The following is a 19,637-nucleotide window of genomic DNA, read 5'->3' as shown; positions in this document are numbered from 1 at the left end:
AAGGAATTAGGTATTTCACTTGTATAATTTTTTTCTAAACCAAAATGCCAAATTAACTAAAGCAATTAATGCCGGCACTTCTACCAAAGGACCTATCACACCAGCAAATGCTTGGCCACTATTGATGCCAAATACGCCAATGGCTACAGCAATTGCTAATTCAAAATTATTACCTGTTGCGGTAAAAGCAATGGAAGTATTACGTGAATAATCTGCTCCTAGTTTTTTCCCAATTAAAAAACTAATGATAAACATAACTAAAAAATAAATTACCAATGGTACTGCTATTCGTAAAACATCCATTGGAATTTCCACGATTAATTGTCCTTTCAAGCTGAACATAATAATAATGGTGAATAATAAAGCAATTAATGTAATGGGCGAAATAAACGGGACATAGGTATTATTAAACCAATCCATCCCTTTCCATTTAATTAATACATACCTACTGATTACTCCAGCAGCAAAAGGAACACCTAAATAAATACCCACTGATTGTGCAATTTCTCCTATGGTGATATTCACATTCAATCCTTTAACCCCAAAATAAGGAGGTAAAAAAGTAATGAATAAATAAGCGTAAAAACTGTAGAAGAAAACCTGGAAAATACTATTCAATGCTACCAAACCAGCTGCGTATTCTCGATTACCTTCTGCTAAATCATTCCACACTACCACCATTGCAATACATCTAGCCAACCCAATCAAGATTAATCCAATCATGTATTCAGGATAATCTTTCAAAAAGATAATTGACAAAATAAACATCAAAACAGGACCAATTACCCAATTCAATAGCAAGGAAAGACTTAAGACTTTGATGTTTTTAAAGACTTCCCCTATTTTACTATAATTCACTTTTGCCAATGGAGGATACATCATTAGTATTAATCCGATAGCCAGAGGTATATTAGTCGTCCCATTGGAGAGTGCTTCTAATTTAGTATAAACTGTTGGCATAAAATATCCTAAACCTACTCCTATTAACATAGCTATGAAAATCCATAGCGTTAAGTACTGGTCTAAAAAAGAAAGTTTCTTTCGATTAGCAGCTGGTGCGCAATGTTCCATATTACAAAAGTTTAACAGCAGCCCCCACCAGGAGTACAACAGGTTATTGAAGCATTATTATTTATTTCAGGGTTTTCTGTTACAGTAATTTCTTTGGGTTTTTCAGCATAAACGGTTACACTAAATATACCTGCACCACCGTTATTAAAAGCTTCAATTTCAGTTTCACTTAAATAGTTTTGCAAAATATCATTTGGAATAATAATAGGTTTTTCTTTTTGCAAGATGATATTTTCGAACTTATTCAAACGAATTAATTCTAAATAGACTTCTTTTTGTATTGCACCTGCTACGCATCCTGCATACATTTCAGCGTCTTTTCTTAATGCCTCCGGTAATTGGCCTACTAGTACAACATCTGAAATGCTAAAGTGGCCACCTGGCTTAAGCACTCTATAGATTTCTTTTATTACACCATCTTTATTCGGAACTAAATTTAATACACAGTTGCTTACTACCACATCAGCTGTATTCCCTCCCAACGGCATATGCTCAATATCACCTTCACGAAACTCTACATTATTAAAACCTAATGTATCTGCATTCATTCTAGCTTTCTGAATCATGGCAGGCGTAAAATCAATCCCAATCACTTTTCCTTTTTCACCTGTATGTGCTCTTGCAACAAAACAATCATTACCTGCCCCACTTCCTAAATCTACTACTGTATCACCTTCTTTAATTTGTGCATATTGTGTAGGAAGTCCACAACCCAATCCTAAATCGGCATCGGCATTGTACCCTTCCATTGTAGTATAATCATCGCTCATGATATTATATACTTCTGTACTACACCCACCTGCACCGCAGCATGATGCTTTATTATCAGCAGTAGATTGTGTTGCAATTTCTGCGTATTTCTCTTTTACGATTTGTTTTAATTGTTCATCGGTTTGCATAAAATATATTTTACGTTTTTAAAATTCATTCAGCAACAAGATTGTTGTTGCACTTTTAGTTTATTAAATAGTTGATTGAAAGAGCTATTGAATTTTTCGAAGGCTTTCCAATTGATGCAGTAACAACTTCTTGGTCCTTCAATAGTTCCTTTTATAAGACCTGCTTCTTTCAATTCTTTTAAGTGTTGTGAAACAGTTGACTGTGCCAATGGTAATACATCTACAATCTCTCCACACACGCATTCATTTTTTTGTGCTAATACTTTTAATATAGCAATACGAGCCGGGTGTGATAAAGCTTTAGCAAATTGTGCTAACTCTTGTTCTGCTTTAATAAATTCTTCTAATTTGGGAGAGGCCATAATTAATCGTTTTTATACGATAAAGCAAAGCTAAAGATAAAATTTGATTCATCGTATTTTTACGATTAAAATATTTTGATCTGGGTTATATAGAAATACATACGCTAATATAGATACCTACTCTGCCAACTATTATGTTTAGATACTCCGCCAGCGATTGAATGGCAAAAAACAGCAACCACCATTCATCCTTTTATGAAACCGATTATCCCTTTCATAAAATAGACTAAAATCGTAACTAATTGATTTTCAATTAATTATTTAAAACCTAATTCTAAAGTCAACCTATTACCTAAAAATACTTGGTACTATGTGTTGCATAGTACTAAAAAATACCCCATCTTTGTGTTGTCAAAGTAATTAAACAACAAACGAACTAAAAATAATCAACATGAAAATCACTACCATCAACCCACTTGTTCAACTAAACAAAACCGAGTTAAATAATTTAACTCAAGTGGTAAAAGAGACCATTGCTTCAAACATGAACAATGAACCAAAAACCAAGAAAAGATTTACAGTAGCTCAACTTTGGAAAATTCAACGTTTCAGCCGTATAGCTCCAGTTAAACCAATTCTTGTTTATTAATCCAATAAAAATCTAGGCCATGGATATTCAAAACACACAGAGTCAGATGCGGAAGGGCGTATTGGAGTTTTGTATCCTTTCAATCATTCGCCAGGGAGAAGTTTACCCTAGTGATCTAGTTGATCGGATGAAAGCAGCCAACCTTCATATTCTGGAAGGTACTTTGTACCCGCTGCTTACCAGGTTAAAAAACGCAGAATTGCTCACCTATCGATGGGTAGAAAGTAATAGCGGACCACCACGTAAATACTTCGTTATGACTGAAAAAGGCCTCACTTTTTACAGCGAACTCGAAAGAACCTGGAAAGAACTAGCCGATGCAGTTCAAGTGCTAACCCAACCAATAGCATCACCAGAAAACGAAAACAACCAAAACCAACCTTAACCAAGCTAAATAAACATACCATGAAAAAGGTAATTAATATAAACTTCCAAGGCAGAGTAATTCCTATTGAGGAATCGGCTTATGACGTACTGAAAGTATACGTTGAAAGCTTACGCCGCTTCTTTGCTAATGAAGAAGGAAGAGATGAAATCATCAACGACATTGAAGGTCGTATTGCAGAACTTTTTGGTGAAAGCCTTAAAAAAGGGAGCACTTGTATTACTGATGAAGATGTAAACAATATCATTAATAGTATGGGTAGACCTGAAGATTTTGAAGGTGAAGAAACTAATATGCAATCGCAATTAGGTGGCAACCAACAACAACAACAACAGCAGTCTAATTTTAACCAATACACTGAACCAGGTGCTTCAAGAGGCAGACTTTATAGAGACACCAACGAAAAAATGTTAGGCGGTGTTTGTAGTGGGATTGCAGCTTACTTTAGAATTGACCCTACCGTTGTTCGATTACTCTTTTTAGTCTTGTTTTTTGGTGGGGGATCAGGTTTCTTATTGTATTTATTGTTATGGATTATCTTGCCATCCAAGCCATTGGATCATGTAACCAGCAATAGAAGATTATACAGAAACCCAGAAGAAAAAGTGATTGCGGGTGTTGCCAGCGGTATCGCTACCTACTTTGACATAGCGGTTTGGATCCCCCGATTGATTTTTGCCTTACCATTGGTAGTAGGTATTTTTTCTTCCTTTGTTAGTTCTTTATTCTGGTTTGAATTTAATCCATTCCCTGGATTTATATTCGGCTCATTCGGTGGTACTTTGTTTGTAATCTATGCTGTATTATGGGCGGTAATTCCTGAAGCAAAAAGTGCTTCAGAGAAATTAGAAATGCGGGGGGAAAAAGTAGACTTAAATACCATAAAAAATACCATTCAAGAAGATTTAGAAGGTTTTAAAGCTCGTGCAGAAAAATGGGGAGGTGAATTCTCAGAAAAAGCGAAAGAATTTTCTTCAGAATTTAGCAGTACGGTGAACGAAAAAAGCAAACAATTTGCTTCAGAGGCAAGTAATGTTTCTAAAAAAAGCGGTAATAAATTAGCCAATGCAATTGGAATCTTATTCAAAGCATTTTTCTTATTCTTAGCAGGAATATTGGCATTCACCATTCTAGTGGCTTTATTAGGAATGATTGCAGGTAGTGTAAGTGTGTTTCCACTAAAGGATTTCTTTTTAGAAGGTTTCTGGCAGAATTTCCTTTCATGGACTACATTGATATTATTCTTATTTGTTCCAGCAATAGGTTTACTTACTTGGTTAGTTCGTAGAATTATTGGAGCAACTGCAGGTAGTAAATATTTAGGATTCACTTTTGGGGGATTATGGACACTGGGGTGGATTAGTGTAGTTCTCTTGATAGCATCTATTGCACAAAACTTTGATGCAGGTGCTAAAGATAAAGGCGATATTAAAATTGTTCAACCTACTAGTAACAAGCTAACTATAAAAGTAGCAGAGTCTAACTTTAGAGTAGTGAGAAGTAAATGGTTTAGAATGGACGGCTTATTAAGAATAGACGACGACAGTTTGGTATTAAATAATGTAAGGGTTCGCATAGCCAAAAGCACAGATTCACTTTACCGTATTAGTTATGTAAAATTCAGTAATGGATCTGATGAAGCTGCTGCTTTGAGAAATATCAATCAAATCAATTATGGTGCTACACAAGCCGATAGTGTACTTTATTTAGACCGTGGTTTTAAATTAAACAAAGGGACTAAGTTTAGAAATCAAGGTGTTACAGTAACCATTTTTGTTCCAGTAGGAAAGAAAATAGAAATTGATGATAATGTTTCGAGAAGACTTAATCATATCAGCTTTAATTCTGGCCGCAACGACTACGATTGGGACGACGAATGGAATAATGAAGGATACGAAAGTTGGATGTCTAATCAGGAATACATTATGACTCCTGGTGGATTAGAAAGAGTAAAGAAAGCTGGAGAATTAAATGATGATGAAGAAAATGACAGCGACTCTGAGAAAAGTGCCATAGAAGAATACAAAAAAAGTAGAGAAGATCTACGTAAAGAATATGAGCGTAAGCAAAAAGAAGCAGAAGATTTAAAGAAAGAGTTAGAAAAACCAATTGATACTACTCGTTACCGTTATCAAAAAGTTTCAAATGTTGACCCTACTATTTCAACTCCAGTGGGTAAAACAAAAATGACCGAATCACTTGATATGATTGAGTTAGGTACAGAACTAGGAAGATTTTCCTTACTGAATTTACAATCATAAAGAAGGTTGGCACAGGTTGGAAAAAGAACCTCGTCTCTAAATTGAGATGGGGTTCTTGCTTTTTAAGGTTGTTTCGTATTGATTCACTTATTTTTGCAGCCTAATTTATTGCTCAATGAAAAACACACCTTTTACACAAAAACATATTGCCTTAGGAGCCAAAATGGCTGAATTTGCTGGATACAATATGCCCATCAGTTATACTGGAATTAATGATGAACATGCTGCTGTTAGAAAAAATGCAGGTGTTTTTGATGTAAGTCATATGGGAGAATTCATTTTAAAGGGCGACCATGCACTAGACTTAATTCAAAGGGTAACTACCAATGATGCATCAAAATTAGTTGCAGGTCAGGCTCAATATAGCTGCTTACCCAACGCTACAGGTGGTATTGTAGACGATTTAATTGTTTACTGTATAGAACCTAATAAAACCTATATGTTAGTGGTGAATGCTTCTAATATTGAGAAGGATTGGAATTGGATTAGCCAATTCAATACCCAACAAGTAGAAATGCATAATATTAGTGATAAAACCTGTTTATTGGCCATACAAGGTCCAAATGCAACAAAAATATTACAACCCTTGACAGAGTTGGATATCATGAATTTGAAATACTACACTTTTGTAAAAGGGACATTTGCGGGGGTAGAGAATGTATTGATTAGTGCCACTGGATATACCGGATCAGGTGGTGTAGAAATTTATTTTGAAGACAGCAATGGTGCAGCAGATAAAATTTGGGATGCTATTTTTGAAACTGGAGGTCCACAAGGATTAAAACCTATTGGATTAGGTGCAAGAGATACTTTAAGACTAGAAATGGGCTATTGCTTATATGGCAATGATATCGATGATACCACTTCTCCATTAGAAGGAGGGCTAGGTTGGATTACTAAGTTTACAAAAGATTTTACTGCTAAGGCTATTATTGAAAAACTAAAAGCTGAGGGCGTACAACGTAAATTAGTAGGATTTGAAATGTTAGAAAGAGGTATACCTCGCCACGATTACTTAATAAAAGATGCTACAGGCAATACTATTGGAAAAGTAACAAGTGGCACACAAGCTCCTTCATTAAACAAAGCTATTGGGTTAGGCTATGTTGCAGTATCACATACAGCTATTGATTCTGAAATTTATATTGATATAAGAAATACTTTAGTAAAAGCAAAAGTGGTTAAAGCGCCCTTTGCTTAATTGTATTTAATCCAATAATTCTTAGGCTTTTTCGTTCTAATAGAATGAGAAAGCCTTTTGTTTTTTTAGTGCTATTGATTATTTCTGCTGGATTCACTAGTTGCTTTAGAAAAGGTAGTGAAAGTGGGGTAGCCTCTTATTATGCAGACAAATACGATGGAAGAAAAACCAGTAATGGCGAAATATTTAGACAACGTAAACTAACTGCTGCACATAAAACCTTGCCATTTGGCACCAAAGTAAAAGTAACCAATCTAAGTAACGGCCAATCAGTTAAAGTTCGTATTAATGATAGAGGGCCTTTTATTCAAGGTAGAATCATCGATTTAAGTAAAAAAGCAGCAAAAAAAATTGATTTAGTAAATACAGGTGTAACCAAAGTAACTATTCGCTATTAAATTGCAGAACAATTTTAATTGTGTCTTCTCCAATAAAATGATACCCATACTCATAACAATAAGTCAATAGTTTACTTTTTGATCTTTTTTGTTGATGCGTAAAATAAGCCATACTAAATCCCTTGAGGTATAATTCACTTAAAGGGATGATTGCTCCTGTTCTATTCACTTCAAATAAATCAGAGAGTATTTTCCTGTTTCGCATCAACAAGCCATTGACTCTTCTCATATAATTAGTTCTATCGCCGTACAAAAGATTATGGTAACTACTTCTACAATGATTATTACAAAATTTCTTGTCGGTTCTCCCTGCAATTTTTTTAGTACAATGCAAACATTGTTTATAACTCTCTTGCATAAAAAATAATTGATTCTTAGTGTTTGAAAATAAAAAACAATTCTAATTGTAGTAGATGTAGAAATACTATATCAGACCCGCATTTTAACGGTTCAGAATGGTATACAAACGTTTGCAAACGTTTATAAACGCTAGTAGATGTTTAAAATAGGGTGTTAACCAAATGGACGAATCATATTTGTTGAGTTAACGGCAGTACGCACTGCTTTATTTACCAAATTTTAAACTGAACCGTTATGAACGCAGTTAAAAACAAAGTCCAATTAATTGGAAATCTAGGACAAGATCCAGAAATTAAATCAATTGGCGAAGACAAAAAAGTAGCTCACTTAAGTGTAGCAACAAATGAAAATTACAAAAATGCCAAAGGTGAAAAAGTAACTGAAACCCAGTGGCACAATGTAGTAGCATGGGGTAAGCTGGCAGATATTGCCGAAAAATACTTGGTAAAAGGTACCGAGGTTGTGATTGAAGGCAAACTGATCAATCGCAATTACACCGATAAGCAAGGAGTAAAAAGGTATGCAACCGAAGTACAAGCAAACGAACTGCTTATATTAACTAAAAAAGCTTGATTACAATCCCCCCAATTCAGCAATACCTTATTATATCAGTAGATGCAGCAAAGATCCCCATCCGAAACTGCACTACTGGTAATAAGGGTATTTAAGCTGATTAGTTGTAGTAAGGACTAATCATAAAGTAAACAACTGGACCAGTTACCGCTACATAAAACCACAAAGGCCAGGTTATTCTTGCCAATTTCTTATGTGCTGGAAACTCACTTGTTAATCCACGATACGCAGTAAACAAAATAAAAGGTAAAATAACTGCTGCTAAAATGATATGCGTAATCAAGATAATTAAATATACTATCCGCAAACTACCAACCGCAATTTTCTCTGCATCGTCTACGATACCGTCATGATTGGTATCCCCAAATTTTGCTTCCCCAGCTAATAAATGATGTGCTATATACGATAATAAAAAAAGGATTGATAGCACTAAAGCCGTCATCATGAATTTCTTATGCAATTCATAGTTTTTCTTTTTAACAGCAATCAAAGCTGCTACTAATACCACGGCAATAGTAGCATTTACAAACGCATTGATGGTTGCAAAAATATGTACATCGAATCCTAGCTCTAAGTCTAGTTTAAACTTACTAAGTACAACTACAACAAAAAATACCACCAAAGAAAATATGCCAATTAACCAATTGGCCATACGGTCATTCTTTGCAATACTAGGTTTAAGCATGTTCTATCTTTTTATTTTTTATCCATTGATTTTTCTTCTTCCCTGCATATAAACAACAAAAAATATAATTGCAGATACAATAATTAACCAAAGCCAACTCAGATCCAAAATTTTTCTGAATATTCCGCTCTTTTTTGTGCCGTCCTTTTCTAACATTAATAGTCCAATATCCCTTGCCAATTTTTTCATTTCTGAGCTATCTAAACCATTGTAATACCCTCTTACTTTATGAGCTCTATCTATTAAAACAAATCTACTAGTATGAACAAAGTCTGGACTCACCGGCTCCTCACTAAACTGATCTACTTTTAACTCTTCAAATGCAAATTGATAAATATCTTTTTTATTTCCTGTTAAAAACCACCAATTATCATGTATCACATCAAACCGATCAGCGTATTTTTTTAATACAGAAACAGAATCATTTTCAGGATCCACGGTAAAAGACATGAAATGAACTATGGAAGTATCAATCTTGTTGCGAACATTACCGCCTTTCTTAAAAGATTGCTGTAATGTTGACATATTTATAGTAAGCCTTGGGCAAATACTCCTACAACTGGTAAAAAAGAAATCCGCTACAATAATTTTACCTTGTGGATCATATAAACTTACACTGTCACCTAGCTGATTTCTAAGTTTTATATTTTTGGTTGTATGCCATATAGTATCAGTTACAGACTTCCCCTTTTCTACTTTGGTTATTACTGTATCTAATAAATAATGCCTAGGCATAACCACTGCAGTCTCACTAGCATTTTTTAACCAGAGATAACAAGAAATTGGAACACCTAATGCTACCAGTAAACCAAGTATAGATTTCTTTTTCATAACTGTATTAATAAAAAACCATCGCAATGCAGCGATGGTTCATTAATGAATAAAATATATTCTGACTAATAAATAAAACTAGTGGCTAGCTTTTTTACCATCCTTAGAAGTTTCATGTTTATCAGCTGCGCCATGCGCTTTTTTCTCTACTTTAATGGTGCTTTGCTCTTTAAAGTAAGGATCATATGTATTACGCAAGTTTTTAAAGGAGTTACCATCGTATAAAAAGGCAATAATAAACCAAATAAATAAAGCCAAAGGTACTACGATTGTCATGATAAGGTTCTTCATTTCATGTTTTAAGTGCATGAAATAAGCCACGATATAAAAGGCTTTTGCCATCATCAAGATAACTATGGTTCCTTTCAAAGCCAACCTAAGGCCTTCGCTAGTTAATGGAATATCAATCATCCAAAAACCAATTAATAATTCAATAATGGTTAGTACTGTAAGAATGACCGTGATACGGATTACTTCTTTGGTTCCTCCACCTGCATGTTCGTTATGCTCTGCTGTATGTGACATAAAATAATATTAGCTATGAATAAGTTAATTAAATCAAATAGAAACAAGTAAATACAAATACCCAAACTAAGTCTACAAAGTGCCAGTATAATCCAGCTTTTTCAATCATTAAGTAATGACCTCTTTCTTCAAACTTATTGGTCATTGCCATTATTAGCATAATGATATTAATGATTACACCAGAAAATACGTGGAAGCCATGGAATCCAGTAATAGTAAAGAAATAGTTGGTAAAGTTAGTTGAAGAAGCCGTTCCATCATGGTTTAAAAATGGATTACTACCCCACCAAGCACCTTCATGGTGTAAGTGGTTCCACTCCCATGCCTGGCAAGACAAGAAGGCGATACCTCCAATAATAGTCCAGATAAGATTTTTAACTACCCCTTTTTTATCCATATTATGACCAGCCTGTACAGCCAAAACCATTGTAACAGAGCTAATGATCAGAATAAAAGTCATAATACTCACAAACACCAATGGGGCATTCATGCCCTCTGGAGAAAATGGAAAACTTTTAAATACTTCGTTAGGGTCAGGCCATCCATTGGTAGAAAAACGAATGGTGCCGTATGATATCAAGAATGCTCCAAAAGTGAAGGCATCACTCATGAGAAAATACCACATCATTACTTTGCCGTACTCTACGTTGAAGGGACTCTTACCTCCACTCCATGATTTAGTGGTAGGTGCTGTTGCAGTTGTTGCCATGTTAAAGTAAAATTTCGTACACAAAAGTATTGGCTAGAGTTGAAAAAAGGTGCATAAAACACAACTTTTTTGTAATTAGCTAATCCAATTGTAAAAGATGAATAAATAAATCCAAAGTATATCTACAAAATGCCAGTAAGTACCCACCAATTCAATGGATAAACTACTGTAATTTTTAACACTACTTACATACGCTTTAATAAACATAACCATTAATGCAATTACTCCGCCTAGTACGTGAAGCATATGCAATCCGGTAATAACAAGTAAAAAGGATGCAGCAGAATTACTTCTAGCACCTGTTAAAGCTATATTTCTAGCTTCTAAATCCATAAAACCTAAAATCTGCAATCCCATAAAAACCAATCCCAAAATAGCTGTTACTGTAATTAACATTCTATAACGGCTCATTTCTCTTGCTTTAAACGCTTTTGCAGCTAAATGAATCGTTACGCTACTTAGTATGATTACTAATGTAGAGTACATGAAAACAACTGGCAAATCAAATTCTAGCCAGCTGCTTTGATTCTTTTTTACAATATAGGCGCTAGTTAAACCAGCAAACATCATAATGATACTACCCATTGCCACCCATAAAGTAAATTTATGTGGGTGAATTCTTTTGGGTGCTTCATTTGCTATCGTACTCATTTTAATTTTTTTAAATGGTTAACCAATTTTATCCGCCAGTAATGCGAGCAAAACTATCGGCAAATAAATATAACTACTGAACATCACTCTCCTAGCTGCTTTCACATCCATTTCTTTATACAATCGTGCACTTTGAAAAACCATAAATAAATTACAAGCTAATACAATCCACAAGCTGGTTATTCCCGTTAAACCAATAAAATAGGGAACCATACCTATTGGAATCATTAAAACAGAATACATGATGGTTTGAATAGCGGTGAACTTGGTAGGTCCTTTATCTGCTGGTAGTAATTTGAAGCCAGCTTTAGAATAGTCTTCATGTGCTACCCAAGCAATTGCCCAAAAATGGGGGAATTGCCACAAAAATTGCATACCAAACAAAACCCAGCCTCCTATTGAAAAATCATCATTGCCTGCAACCCAACCAATTAAACAAGGTAATGCACCTGGCAAAGCTCCTATCAATACTGCAATAGAATTAATCTTTTTAAGTGGGGTATAAATAAACGCATACAAGAATAAACTAAATGCAGATACTAAGGCAGAAGATAAATTAAAGAAATACCACATCATACCAACCCCTACAATGCCTGCAATAATTGCGAAAGTATATGCTTCATTTTGACTCATGCTACCATTAGCTACTGGTCTTTTAGCAGTGCGCTTCATCATCGCATCAGTGTCTTTCTCAACTGCTTGATTAATGGCGTTGGCGCTACCTGTAATCAGCATTCCAGCCAAAAACAGTAATAATATCATGTACCAATTATACTCAACTACTTTAGGGGCTAGCAAATAACAAATCACACAAGAGAACACTACTGTAAAGCTTAAAGTAAACTTTATCAACAACATATAGTCTTTAACTTTTGCTGCTAAAGAAAAACTTTGGCTTTCTAACTTATGCTCACTGGATTTTGTCATTCCGTCCTTATAGTTTAAAAACAATGCTCCCGTTATCCGGGAGCATTGAAGTATTTCAACTGAATAAAAAATTACTCAGCAAATTATTATTAGTGACTACTTTCATCGGCTCCCACCGGTGTAGTCTGGGAAATGAATTCTTTACCATCTTTACCGTAATCATAAGCCCAACGATGTACTTCAGGAATCTCTCCTACCCAGTTTCCATGACCAGGATTAACAGGTGTAGTCCACTCTAAAGTATTTGAACCATAAGGGTTTTGTGTAGTTACTTTTCTTCCTTTAAAAACAGAGTAGAAGAAGTTAAACAAGAACAATAACTGCGCTGCAAATACAATCATTGCAACAGTGCTAATGAATCTGTTTAATTCAGCAAATTGCTTGAAGCTTTCCCATACACTATAGTCATAATATCTTCTTGGCATACCTGCTAAACCTTGGTAGTGCATTGGCCAGAAAATCATGTATGCTCCAGCTAAAGTAATCCAAAAGTGTAGGTAAGAAAGGGTATTATTCATGTAACGACCGTACATTTTAGGGAACCAGTGGTAAATACCCGCAAACATTCCAAACATACTAGCAACACCCATTACAATGTGGAAGTGTGCAATTACAAAATAAGTATCGTGTAAGTGAATATCTAACGCAGAGTTACCTAACCAAATACCAGTTAAACCTCCAGAGATAAATAAGCTCACAAAACCAATTGAGAACATCATACCAGGAGTAAAGCGAATATTACCTCTCCATAATGTGGTTAACCAGTTGAATACTTTAATAGCAGAAGGTACCGCAATTAATAAGGTAAGTAATACAAACACCGAACCAAGGAAAGGATTCAACCCTGTTACAAACATATGGTGCGCCCAAACCAAGAAAGCTAATATGGCAATCGCAAACAATGATCCAACCATGGCCATGTAACCGAAGATAGGCTTGCGAGAGTTTACAGAGAGGATTTCAGAAGCCATACCCATTGCTGGTAAAAGAATGATATATACTTCAGGGTGTCCTAAGAACCAGAACAAGTGTTGGTAAAGAATCGCACTACCACCTTCGTTAGGTAATGCACCAACCCCATTAATAAATATGTCTGATAAATAGAAGCTAGTTCCAAAATTCCTATCGAAAATCAATAAGATAAAACCAGAGAATAATACGGGGAATGATAATACTCCTAATACTGCAGTGAAGAACAATGCCCAGATAGTTAAAGGCAAACGAGTCATACTCATTCCCTTTGTACGCATGTTCAAAATGGTAGCAATATAGTTTAAACCTCCTAATAAAGAAGATACTACAAACAATGCCATTGCTATTAACCATAAATCCATACCAGTTCCAGAACCTGGAGATGCTGAAGCCAATGCACTTAATGGAGGATAAGCCGTCCATCCACCACTGAATGGTCCAAACTCAACAAACATAGAAGATAACATCACAATGCTTGCTGCAAAAAAGAACCAATAGCTCAACATATTCATAAATGGAGAAGCCATGTCTCTTGCTCCAATTTGCAATGGAATTAAGAAGTTGGCAAAAGTTCCACTTAATCCTGCGGTTAATACAAAGAATACCAATACAGTTCCGTGTGTAGTAACCAAAGCATAATACGCATCTGGGGTAATTTTACCACCTTCAGCCCATTTACCTAAAATATCTTCCAACCAAGGAAAACTTGCTTCAGGATAACCTAACTGTAAACGGAAAAGTACACTCATTAAACCACCCAATACTGCCCAAACCATGCCTGTAATCAGGAATTGCTTAGCAATCATTTTATGGTCCATGCTAAAGACATACTTCGAAATAAATGTCTCATGGTGATGCTCATGATGATGATCACCATGCGCTTCGTGATGTAAACCTGCTCCAGCAGGTGCGTGTAATACGGCTTCGTTACTCATACACTGATTCTTTATTAGTTATTACAACCTAGTTTAAACTTGGTTGTTTGTTGTTCTATAATTTGGCGGTAACTTTTGATGCTAGTTCAACAGGCTTAGCTACTAATTTTACCGTATCTTTTTTTGCGTTTGCTGGATCTTTATCAGGAAAAGCAGAATAGTAATAAGGTGATTGACCAGCCATTTTAGCATCATATTCTGCTTGATCTAATACTTCAATAACACCCTTCATAGAATAGTGACTATTTCCACACATTTGGTCGCAACTAATTTCAAATTGAAAATCAGGATTTCCTGTTTTCTCTTTCATTTCTTTTGTTGTGTATTTAGGAGTAAACCACATAGTTGTAGGAATACCAGGAACAGCATCCATCTTCATTCTAAAATGAGACAAACCCACATCATGAATAACATCTCTTGAACCAATGATTAATTTTACTGGACGTCCTTTAACTAAGTACATAGTTTGTTCCATTACTAAGTCATCATGCCCTAGTTGGTCATCCCATATTAAACCAAGAGAGTTAGATGCATTATCAATGTTCTTATAATACTTTTTACCAAATGCGCCGTCTTTACCTGGGTAACGGAAAATCCATCCAAACTGTTTACCAGTAACTTCAACTACCATTGCTTCTTTTGGCGCTTCACCAGTAAACAAGAACCAGTTTCTCAAACCAATTACCACTAAAACAGTTAACACAATGGCTGGGATTACAGTCCAGATAGCTTCTAACTTGTTACTATGTGCAAAGAAGTAAACTTTTCTATTTTCATTTTCTTGGTATTTATACGCAAACCAAAAAAGAACAATTTGTGTTCCAATGAAAACAAATCCAGTTACAGCTAGTGTTAACCATAACATAGAATCTACACGCTCTCCTTCTACACTGGCTGAACCTTGAGGTAGCAATGTTTTATCGTATAACACTTCATTGCAGTACCATACTCCAATTAGTCCTAAAACCAAGAACACGACCATCAAAAAACCATTAATCTTATTGTTCTGTTTACGGCTATGCTCTTCCCCTTTCAAAATTGCCACATACTCACTTGCTTTAGAGATCTGAAAGATCACTACAAAAATGAGTAACGATACCGCGATGATTAATAAAGCTGTCATAATGCTGTATATATATTATCTAATGTCTAACAAAAATTAAATTAAACGTGTTCACTATACTTGGTGAATTACACTTTCTTTAAGGTATGGATGATATTTAGCAATCAATGGCTTTTTAGATAGAGCAGTACCTACAAATAAAATCATTGCTCCTACAAAAAACGCTAGTATACCAAAATCTAACCAGCCCAATGAAACGTGTTCCTTCATCAAAGAGCCCATTACCATTTGATAGAAATCAATCCAATGTCCAAAGATGATTAAAACTGCCATAAATGTTACCAATGTGTAATTTCTCTTAGCAGAACGCTTCATCAGAATCAACAAAGGACATAAGAAGTTTACAATAAGGTTAAAGAAGAAAATTCCTTTATATGCGCCTTGTGTTCTATGTTTAAAGTAAACAGTTTCTTCAGGAATGTTCGCATACCAAATCAACATATACTGAGAGAACCATAAATAAGTCCAGAAAATAGAGAAGGCAAACATAAATTTACCAATATCATGTAAGTGTTCTTGACTGGTTAATTCTAAATACCCTTTGTTCTTTAAGTAAATTACCCAAAGCGCAATCAATGACATGCCAGCAACGAATGAGCTTACAAAAGTATACCAGCTATACATGGTAGAATACCAGTGTGCATCAATACTCATCATCCATAACCAAGGAACAGTAGATCCTACGGTTAAACCAAACCATACAGTGAACATGGCTGTTCTTACAGTACCTCTGTGGATGAATTTCTCACTGGTTTCGCGATCCATTGGACCAGCATCAGCTTCATCATTTAATTTGCGAATTCTCCAGCCTAAAAAGCTCCACAAGGCAATGGTCAATGTAGTCCAGATTACAAAGAAAGTAGGATTTAAGAAACCTGCTTTCCCTTTTAAGATAGGATCGGCAGCAACTGCTTCCGTATCTAACCAATGGTAGATATGGTGTTTATGTCCAAAAACGATATACAATAACACTGCAAAAGTGATGGCACCAAAAATGGGCACCAACGTAGAAATTGCTTCTGGAATACGACGAAAGGTTTGGGTAAACCCAGCTTGCGCCAAAGTAGTAACAGAAATAAAGAACATGCTGGCATTACAAATTAATGTCCAGAAAATAGTATTGTACATTAGTGTTCCCCAGAAATGCACTTGTTCGTGCTCATCGGAACTAAAACCTTTGGTGAACATTCCATACAGTAATGCAGCCAAGCCCAAGCCAATCAAGGCATAAGACCAGGTTTTCATTTTTCCGGGAACTTCAAATTGTGTTCTTAAAGATGCCATTGTTACTCTTTTAGTTCAGTTAGTATTGATCCTATTAGCAGGACCATTTGCTAAATTTATTTTGTTGTTGCAGTAGCGTCTGCTGCCGGAGCAGGAGCTGCTTTTGCTTTACTTGCCTGTTGTTTTGCTTTGATGTAAGCAATTACTTGCCAACGTTGTTTACGACTTAACTGAGAAGCATATGAACCCATCAAGTTTTTACCATATGCCAATGAATAGAACATTTGACCAGCAGGCATAACAGAAACGACAGGGTCTCCAATCAGATTCTTTGGCTGAGCTGGATAAGGTCCTTTCCCATCATTATAAATTGGTCCATTACCTTTTAAGTCAGTTCCATGACAAATACCACAATTAATTAAATACAAACGCTCTGCTTCTTCCATATCGGTTTTACTTAAAGAATCGTATGGGTTAGGAACAGCCTTAGATGCTGTATAATTAGTAGTATCACCTGACTTATCCATTGGGATATGGAAAGGCATGTCTTCTTCGCGAGAAATAGTACCTGCAACAGGAAGACTTGTGTAATTAATTCCTTTCTCTGCCAAATTACTATGGTCAGCATAAGACTCGTAAGCACGGCTATAAGCCATATCTGGCATATAAATAGTACCAGGTGTACGCTTAACATCACTGCATGCAGTTAATGCTAATGCCGCAGTTAAAGAAGCTATGATTAATGTATTCTTCATGATTCGTTAATTCTAAGTGTTCTACAATTAAGCGGCAACAATTTGTTTTTCTTCAAAAGGCATTTCATCCTTATCGTATCTACCTAACCACCAACCATCTTCAGCAACTTCAACCTTGGTTTCTAAAGCACCATTGCTTTGTAAAAATGCTTGTAAATCGTCGGTATTGGTTTTATCGGTACACTCTATAACCATTACAAAAAGGTCATCGGTTGCACGAGCATGAAAATGATGCTTCTTTACAAACGGAGCCAATTGACATAAGTAGCAAAAGGTTAGTACCATTCCTACCGCTGCAAATAATACAGTCAACTCAAACATGATAGGAATCCAAGCTGGTAGTGCAAAGTGTGGCTTACCACCAATGTTCAAAGGCCAATCTTTGGTAAAAATCCAACTGATAGAGCTTAATGCAGTAGCAGTTCCTGTAATACCATAAATAAATCCTGCAGTGTGTAAGCTGGTTTCACGCAAACCCATTGCATGGTCTAAACCATGAACAGCAAATGGCGTGTAAACATCATGGATTTTGTAACCTGCAGTACGTACTTTTTTTACTGCTGGAAATAAAACTGCTTCGTCATCAAAACAGCCTACTACAAATTTCTTTTTTGCCATACTTTATTTTTTGTCTGCAATTGCATCGCTGCAAGCGCAGTAAATAATTTTAATCATTTACCAAGAGCCACAAACAGGTTAACTATTAGTGATGCGCATGTTCGTGCACAAACTCTTCTAGTTTTTGTTCTTCTATATTTGCCATTTGGTTTTTATATCCTTCACCGGTAGTCTTCAATACATACTTAATTTCTGCAATTGCAATTACTGGGAAGTATTTAGCGAATAAGAAGAAGCAAGTAAAGAACAATCCAAATGTTCCAGCATAGAAACCGATTTCCCAAATAGTTGGGCTATAGTATACAGACCAGCTAGAAGGTAAGTAATCACGATACAAAGAAGTTACAATGATTACGAAACGCTCGAACCACATACCAATATTTACGATGATGCTCATGAAGAAGGTAACAAAAATATTTCTTCTCATTTTGCGGAACCAGAAGATCTGAGGACTCAATACGTTACAAGCCATCATACCCCAATAGCTCCAACCATAAGGTGAGAACAAGTAAGCACGGCTGTACCAGAATGTATATCCTTCATATTTATTTTGGCTATACCAACCCATGAACAATTCTGTTAAGTAAGCAATACCTACAATTGAACCGGTTAATACAATTACTTTATTCATTGCTTCTATGTGACCGATGGTTACATAGTCTTCCATTGCAAATACTTTACGAACAATAATCATTAGGGTTTGCACCATGGCGAAACCAGAGAAGATTGCACCCGCAACGAAGTATGGAGGGAAGATAGTAGTATGCCATCCAGGAATTACGGATGTAGCAAAGTCAAAAGATACGATGGTGTGAACCGACAATACTAGCGGTGTACTCAATCCCGCCAATACTAGAGAAAGACTCTCATGGCGCTGCCAATGTTTGGTAGAACCAGTCCAACCAAAAGAAGCAATACCATATAAACGCTTACGTAATTTAGTAAAAGCACGATCTCTTACAGTAGCGAAGTCAGGAATCAAGCCTGAATACCAGAACAAAAGAGACACGGTAAAGTAAGTAGAGATCGCAAATACGTCCCACAACAATGGTGAGTTAAAGTTTACCCACAATGGACCACGTGAGTTAGGGTAAGGCAATACAAAGAAAGCCATCCATACTCTACCCATATGGAAGATAGGGAACTGACCCGCACACATTACCGCGAAAATAGTCATCGCTTCTGCAGCACGGTTTACCCCTGTTCTCCATCCCTGACGGAATAACAATAAAATCGCAGAAATCAAGGTACCGGCGTGACCAATACCAACCCACCAAACGAAATTGGTGATATCCCATCCCCAACCCACTGTTTTATTTAAGTTCCACTGACCTATACCATATGTTACTTCACGGTATACGCTATAGACACCAAACATGAGTAAGGCAACAGCAATATAAAAACCTACATACCATAATTTGGTAGGCTTGGCTTCAATAGGGCGAACTATGTCTTCTGTTACCTGCTTGTATGTTTTATCTCCATACACCAGTGGTTCCCTGAGCTGTGATTCGTACTTTAAATGCATCTGTTCTTATTTTGGTCCTTGATCTGCCCGAAGGCAGCATCTGGTTATTTCAATT

22 protein-coding genes are annotated in these 19,637 nt (G+C 35.8%); 6 read left to right on the top strand and 16 right to left on the bottom strand.

Features of this window, described 5'->3' with window-relative positions:
- Positions 1 to 15: 15 nt before the first annotated feature.
- The 3 genes from arsB to ACTIEI_RS05045 are packed head-to-tail and all read right to left on the bottom strand — an operon-like array spanning position 16 to position 2,332.
- The gene (gene arsB, locus ACTIEI_RS05055; RefSeq protein ID WP_439505194.1) at positions 16 to 1,071 is read right to left on the bottom strand and encodes an ACR3 family arsenite efflux transporter; all 1,056 of its coding nucleotides are present in this window, start codon (positions 1,069 to 1,071) and stop codon (positions 16 to 18) included.
- Between the two features lie 11 nt (positions 1,072 to 1,082).
- Entirely contained in the window at positions 1,083 to 1,970 is an 888-nt protein-coding gene (arsM, locus tag ACTIEI_RS05050) for an arsenite methyltransferase (protein WP_439505193.1), read from the bottom strand.
- A 29-nt stretch (positions 1,971 to 1,999) separates the two neighbouring features.
- A complete protein-coding gene (locus tag ACTIEI_RS05045; protein ID WP_439505192.1) occupies positions 2,000 to 2,332 on the bottom strand; it encodes an ArsR/SmtB family transcription factor in 333 nt (110 codons plus the stop codon).
- Between the two features lie 391 nt (positions 2,333 to 2,723).
- Here ACTIEI_RS05045 and ACTIEI_RS05040 point away from each other — a divergent pair, with 391 nt between their 5' ends.
- The 5 genes from ACTIEI_RS05040 to ACTIEI_RS05020 all read left to right on the top strand — a co-directional run bounded on the left by ACTIEI_RS05040 (position 2,724) and on the right by ACTIEI_RS05020 (position 7,166).
- Positions 2,724 to 2,921, top strand: a complete 198-nt coding sequence (locus ACTIEI_RS05040) for a hypothetical protein (RefSeq protein ID WP_295233286.1) — start codon at positions 2,724 to 2,726, stop codon at positions 2,919 to 2,921.
- Between the two features lie 46 nt (positions 2,922 to 2,967).
- Complete coding sequence (locus ACTIEI_RS05035) at positions 2,968 to 3,306, top strand: PadR family transcriptional regulator (RefSeq protein WP_304759018.1); 339 nt, start codon at positions 2,968 to 2,970, stop codon at positions 3,304 to 3,306.
- Between the two features lie 20 nt (positions 3,307 to 3,326).
- Entirely contained in the window at positions 3,327 to 5,567 is a 2,241-nt protein-coding gene (locus tag ACTIEI_RS05030) for a PspC domain-containing protein (RefSeq protein ID WP_439505191.1), read from the top strand.
- Between the two features lie 115 nt (positions 5,568 to 5,682).
- On the top strand, positions 5,683 to 6,768 hold the full coding sequence (gene gcvT / locus ACTIEI_RS05025) for a glycine cleavage system aminomethyltransferase GcvT (RefSeq protein ID WP_439505190.1): 1,086 nt from the start codon (positions 5,683 to 5,685) through the stop codon (positions 6,766 to 6,768).
- 44 nt (positions 6,769 to 6,812) lie between these two features.
- Positions 6,813 to 7,166, top strand: a complete 354-nt coding sequence (locus tag ACTIEI_RS05020; RefSeq protein ID WP_439505189.1) for a septal ring lytic transglycosylase RlpA family protein — start codon at positions 6,813 to 6,815, stop codon at positions 7,164 to 7,166.
- On the opposite strand, the gene ACTIEI_RS05015 is transcribed toward ACTIEI_RS05020, so the two are convergent.
- Positions 7,153 to 7,395, bottom strand: a complete 243-nt coding sequence (locus ACTIEI_RS05015; RefSeq protein WP_439505188.1) for a hypothetical protein — start codon at positions 7,393 to 7,395, stop codon at positions 7,153 to 7,155. The genes ACTIEI_RS05020 and ACTIEI_RS05015 overlap by 14 nt on opposite strands.
- 365 nt (positions 7,396 to 7,760) lie before the next feature.
- Here ACTIEI_RS05015 and ACTIEI_RS05010 point away from each other — a divergent pair, with 365 nt between their 5' ends.
- Positions 7,761 to 8,099 carry a single-stranded DNA-binding protein gene (locus tag ACTIEI_RS05010; protein WP_439505187.1) on the top strand — a complete coding sequence of 113 codons (339 nt, stop codon included), beginning with the start codon at positions 7,761 to 7,763 and terminating at the stop codon, positions 8,097 to 8,099.
- A 100-nt stretch (positions 8,100 to 8,199) separates the two neighbouring features.
- Here ACTIEI_RS05010 and ACTIEI_RS05005 read toward each other — a convergent pair whose 3' ends face one another.
- The 12 genes from ACTIEI_RS05005 to nrfD all read right to left on the bottom strand — a co-directional run bounded on the left by ACTIEI_RS05005 (position 8,200) and on the right by nrfD (position 19,582).
- Entirely contained in the window at positions 8,200 to 8,784 is a 585-nt protein-coding gene (locus ACTIEI_RS05005; protein ID WP_439505186.1) for a DUF420 domain-containing protein, read from the bottom strand.
- An 18-nt stretch (positions 8,785 to 8,802) separates the two neighbouring features.
- The gene (locus ACTIEI_RS05000; protein WP_439505185.1) at positions 8,803 to 9,615 is read right to left on the bottom strand and encodes an SCO family protein; all 813 of its coding nucleotides are present in this window, start codon (positions 9,613 to 9,615) and stop codon (positions 8,803 to 8,805) included.
- A gap of 78 nt (positions 9,616 to 9,693) precedes the next feature.
- Positions 9,694 to 10,140 (bottom strand): cytochrome C oxidase subunit IV family protein, encoded by a 447-nt coding sequence (locus ACTIEI_RS04995; protein ID WP_439505184.1) that lies wholly within the window; start codon positions 10,138 to 10,140, stop codon positions 9,694 to 9,696.
- Between the two features lie 28 nt (positions 10,141 to 10,168).
- Positions 10,169 to 10,849: a cytochrome c oxidase subunit 3 gene (locus tag ACTIEI_RS04990; RefSeq protein ID WP_439505183.1), complete on the bottom strand. Its 681-nt coding sequence runs from the start codon at positions 10,847 to 10,849 to the stop codon at positions 10,169 to 10,171.
- 75 nt (positions 10,850 to 10,924) lie between these two features.
- Positions 10,925 to 11,500, bottom strand: coding sequence for a cytochrome c oxidase subunit 3 (locus ACTIEI_RS04985; RefSeq protein ID WP_439505182.1), 576 nt, complete (start codon positions 11,498 to 11,500; stop codon positions 10,925 to 10,927).
- A gap of 18 nt (positions 11,501 to 11,518) precedes the next feature.
- The gene (cyoE, locus tag ACTIEI_RS04980) at positions 11,519 to 12,427 is read right to left on the bottom strand and encodes a heme o synthase (protein WP_439505181.1); all 909 of its coding nucleotides are present in this window, start codon (positions 12,425 to 12,427) and stop codon (positions 11,519 to 11,521) included.
- An 89-nt stretch (positions 12,428 to 12,516) separates the two neighbouring features.
- The gene (locus ACTIEI_RS04975) at positions 12,517 to 14,334 is read right to left on the bottom strand and encodes a cytochrome c oxidase subunit I (RefSeq protein WP_439505180.1); all 1,818 of its coding nucleotides are present in this window, start codon (positions 14,332 to 14,334) and stop codon (positions 12,517 to 12,519) included.
- Between the two features lie 55 nt (positions 14,335 to 14,389).
- A complete protein-coding gene (locus tag ACTIEI_RS04970; protein WP_439505179.1) occupies positions 14,390 to 15,457 on the bottom strand; it encodes a cytochrome c oxidase subunit II in 1,068 nt (355 codons plus the stop codon).
- A 54-nt stretch (positions 15,458 to 15,511) separates the two neighbouring features.
- On the bottom strand, positions 15,512 to 16,741 hold the full coding sequence (locus ACTIEI_RS04965) for a quinol:cytochrome C oxidoreductase (protein WP_439505178.1): 1,230 nt from the start codon (positions 16,739 to 16,741) through the stop codon (positions 15,512 to 15,514).
- Positions 16,742 to 16,797: 56 nt separating this feature from the next.
- The gene (locus ACTIEI_RS04960; RefSeq protein WP_439505177.1) at positions 16,798 to 17,436 is read right to left on the bottom strand and encodes a c-type cytochrome; all 639 of its coding nucleotides are present in this window, start codon (positions 17,434 to 17,436) and stop codon (positions 16,798 to 16,800) included.
- A 27-nt stretch (positions 17,437 to 17,463) separates the two neighbouring features.
- Positions 17,464 to 18,054 (bottom strand): DUF3341 domain-containing protein, encoded by a 591-nt coding sequence (locus tag ACTIEI_RS04955; protein ID WP_439505176.1) that lies wholly within the window; start codon positions 18,052 to 18,054, stop codon positions 17,464 to 17,466.
- Positions 18,055 to 18,139: 85 nt separating this feature from the next.
- Positions 18,140 to 19,582: an NrfD/PsrC family molybdoenzyme membrane anchor subunit gene (nrfD, locus tag ACTIEI_RS04950; protein WP_295190302.1), complete on the bottom strand. Its 1,443-nt coding sequence runs from the start codon at positions 19,580 to 19,582 to the stop codon at positions 18,140 to 18,142.
- Positions 19,583 to 19,637: the final 55 nt, after the last annotated feature.

Source organism: Sediminibacterium sp. (assembly GCF_051860225.1).
In the GTDB taxonomy this organism is placed as follows: domain Bacteria; phylum Bacteroidota; class Bacteroidia; order Chitinophagales; family Chitinophagaceae; genus Sediminibacterium.
Note: the sequence above shows the minus strand (reverse complement) of the source record. Positions and strands in the feature narration are given on the sequence as shown.

What these genes read in the sequence shown, in the direction of transcription:
- ACTIEI_RS04995 (WP_439505184.1), bottom strand. Translation starts at nt 10,140, where the DNA reads ATGTCACATACAGCAGAGCATAACGAACATGCAGGTGGAGGAACCAAA.
- ACTIEI_RS05035 (WP_304759018.1), top strand. Translation starts at nt 2,968, where the DNA reads ATGCGGAAGGGCGTATTGGAGTTTTGTATCCTTTCAATCATTCGCCAG.
- ACTIEI_RS05005 (WP_439505186.1), bottom strand. Translation starts at nt 8,784, where the DNA reads ATGCTTAAACCTAGTATTGCAAAGAATGACCGTATGGCCAATTGGTTA.
- ACTIEI_RS05010 (WP_439505187.1), top strand. Translation starts at nt 7,761, where the DNA reads ATGAACGCAGTTAAAAACAAAGTCCAATTAATTGGAAATCTAGGACAA.
- nrfD (WP_295190302.1), bottom strand. Translation starts at nt 19,582, where the DNA reads ATGCATTTAAAGTACGAATCACAGCTCAGGGAACCACTGGTGTATGGA.
- arsM (WP_439505193.1), bottom strand. Translation starts at nt 1,970, where the DNA reads ATGCAAACCGATGAACAATTAAAACAAATCGTAAAAGAGAAATACGCA.
- ACTIEI_RS04970 (WP_439505179.1), bottom strand. Translation starts at nt 15,457, where the DNA reads ATGACAGCTTTATTAATCATCGCGGTATCGTTACTCATTTTTGTAGTG.
- arsB (WP_439505194.1), bottom strand. Translation starts at nt 1,071, where the DNA reads ATGGAACATTGCGCACCAGCTGCTAATCGAAAGAAACTTTCTTTTTTA.
- ACTIEI_RS05045 (WP_439505192.1), bottom strand. Translation starts at nt 2,332, where the DNA reads ATGGCCTCTCCCAAATTAGAAGAATTTATTAAAGCAGAACAAGAGTTA.
- cyoE (WP_439505181.1), bottom strand. Translation starts at nt 12,427, where the DNA reads ATGACAAAATCCAGTGAGCATAAGTTAGAAAGCCAAAGTTTTTCTTTA.
- ACTIEI_RS05030 (WP_439505191.1), top strand. Translation starts at nt 3,327, where the DNA reads ATGAAAAAGGTAATTAATATAAACTTCCAAGGCAGAGTAATTCCTATT.
- ACTIEI_RS04975 (WP_439505180.1), bottom strand. Translation starts at nt 14,334, where the DNA reads ATGAGTAACGAAGCCGTATTACACGCACCTGCTGGAGCAGGTTTACAT.
- ACTIEI_RS04990 (WP_439505183.1), bottom strand. Translation starts at nt 10,849, where the DNA reads ATGGCAACAACTGCAACAGCACCTACCACTAAATCATGGAGTGGAGGT.
- ACTIEI_RS04985 (WP_439505182.1), bottom strand. Translation starts at nt 11,500, where the DNA reads ATGAGTACGATAGCAAATGAAGCACCCAAAAGAATTCACCCACATAAA.
- ACTIEI_RS05020 (WP_439505189.1), top strand. Translation starts at nt 6,813, where the DNA reads ATGAGAAAGCCTTTTGTTTTTTTAGTGCTATTGATTATTTCTGCTGGA.
- gcvT (WP_439505190.1), top strand. Translation starts at nt 5,683, where the DNA reads ATGAAAAACACACCTTTTACACAAAAACATATTGCCTTAGGAGCCAAA.
- ACTIEI_RS05000 (WP_439505185.1), bottom strand. Translation starts at nt 9,615, where the DNA reads ATGAAAAAGAAATCTATACTTGGTTTACTGGTAGCATTAGGTGTTCCA.
- ACTIEI_RS04955 (WP_439505176.1), bottom strand. Translation starts at nt 18,054, where the DNA reads ATGGCAAAAAAGAAATTTGTAGTAGGCTGTTTTGATGACGAAGCAGTT.
- ACTIEI_RS05015 (WP_439505188.1), bottom strand. Translation starts at nt 7,395, where the DNA reads ATGAGAAGAGTCAATGGCTTGTTGATGCGAAACAGGAAAATACTCTCT.
- ACTIEI_RS04960 (WP_439505177.1), bottom strand. Translation starts at nt 17,436, where the DNA reads ATGAAGAATACATTAATCATAGCTTCTTTAACTGCGGCATTAGCATTA.
- ACTIEI_RS05040 (WP_295233286.1), top strand. Translation starts at nt 2,724, where the DNA reads ATGAAAATCACTACCATCAACCCACTTGTTCAACTAAACAAAACCGAG.
- ACTIEI_RS04965 (WP_439505178.1), bottom strand. Translation starts at nt 16,741, where the DNA reads ATGGCATCTTTAAGAACACAATTTGAAGTTCCCGGAAAAATGAAAACC.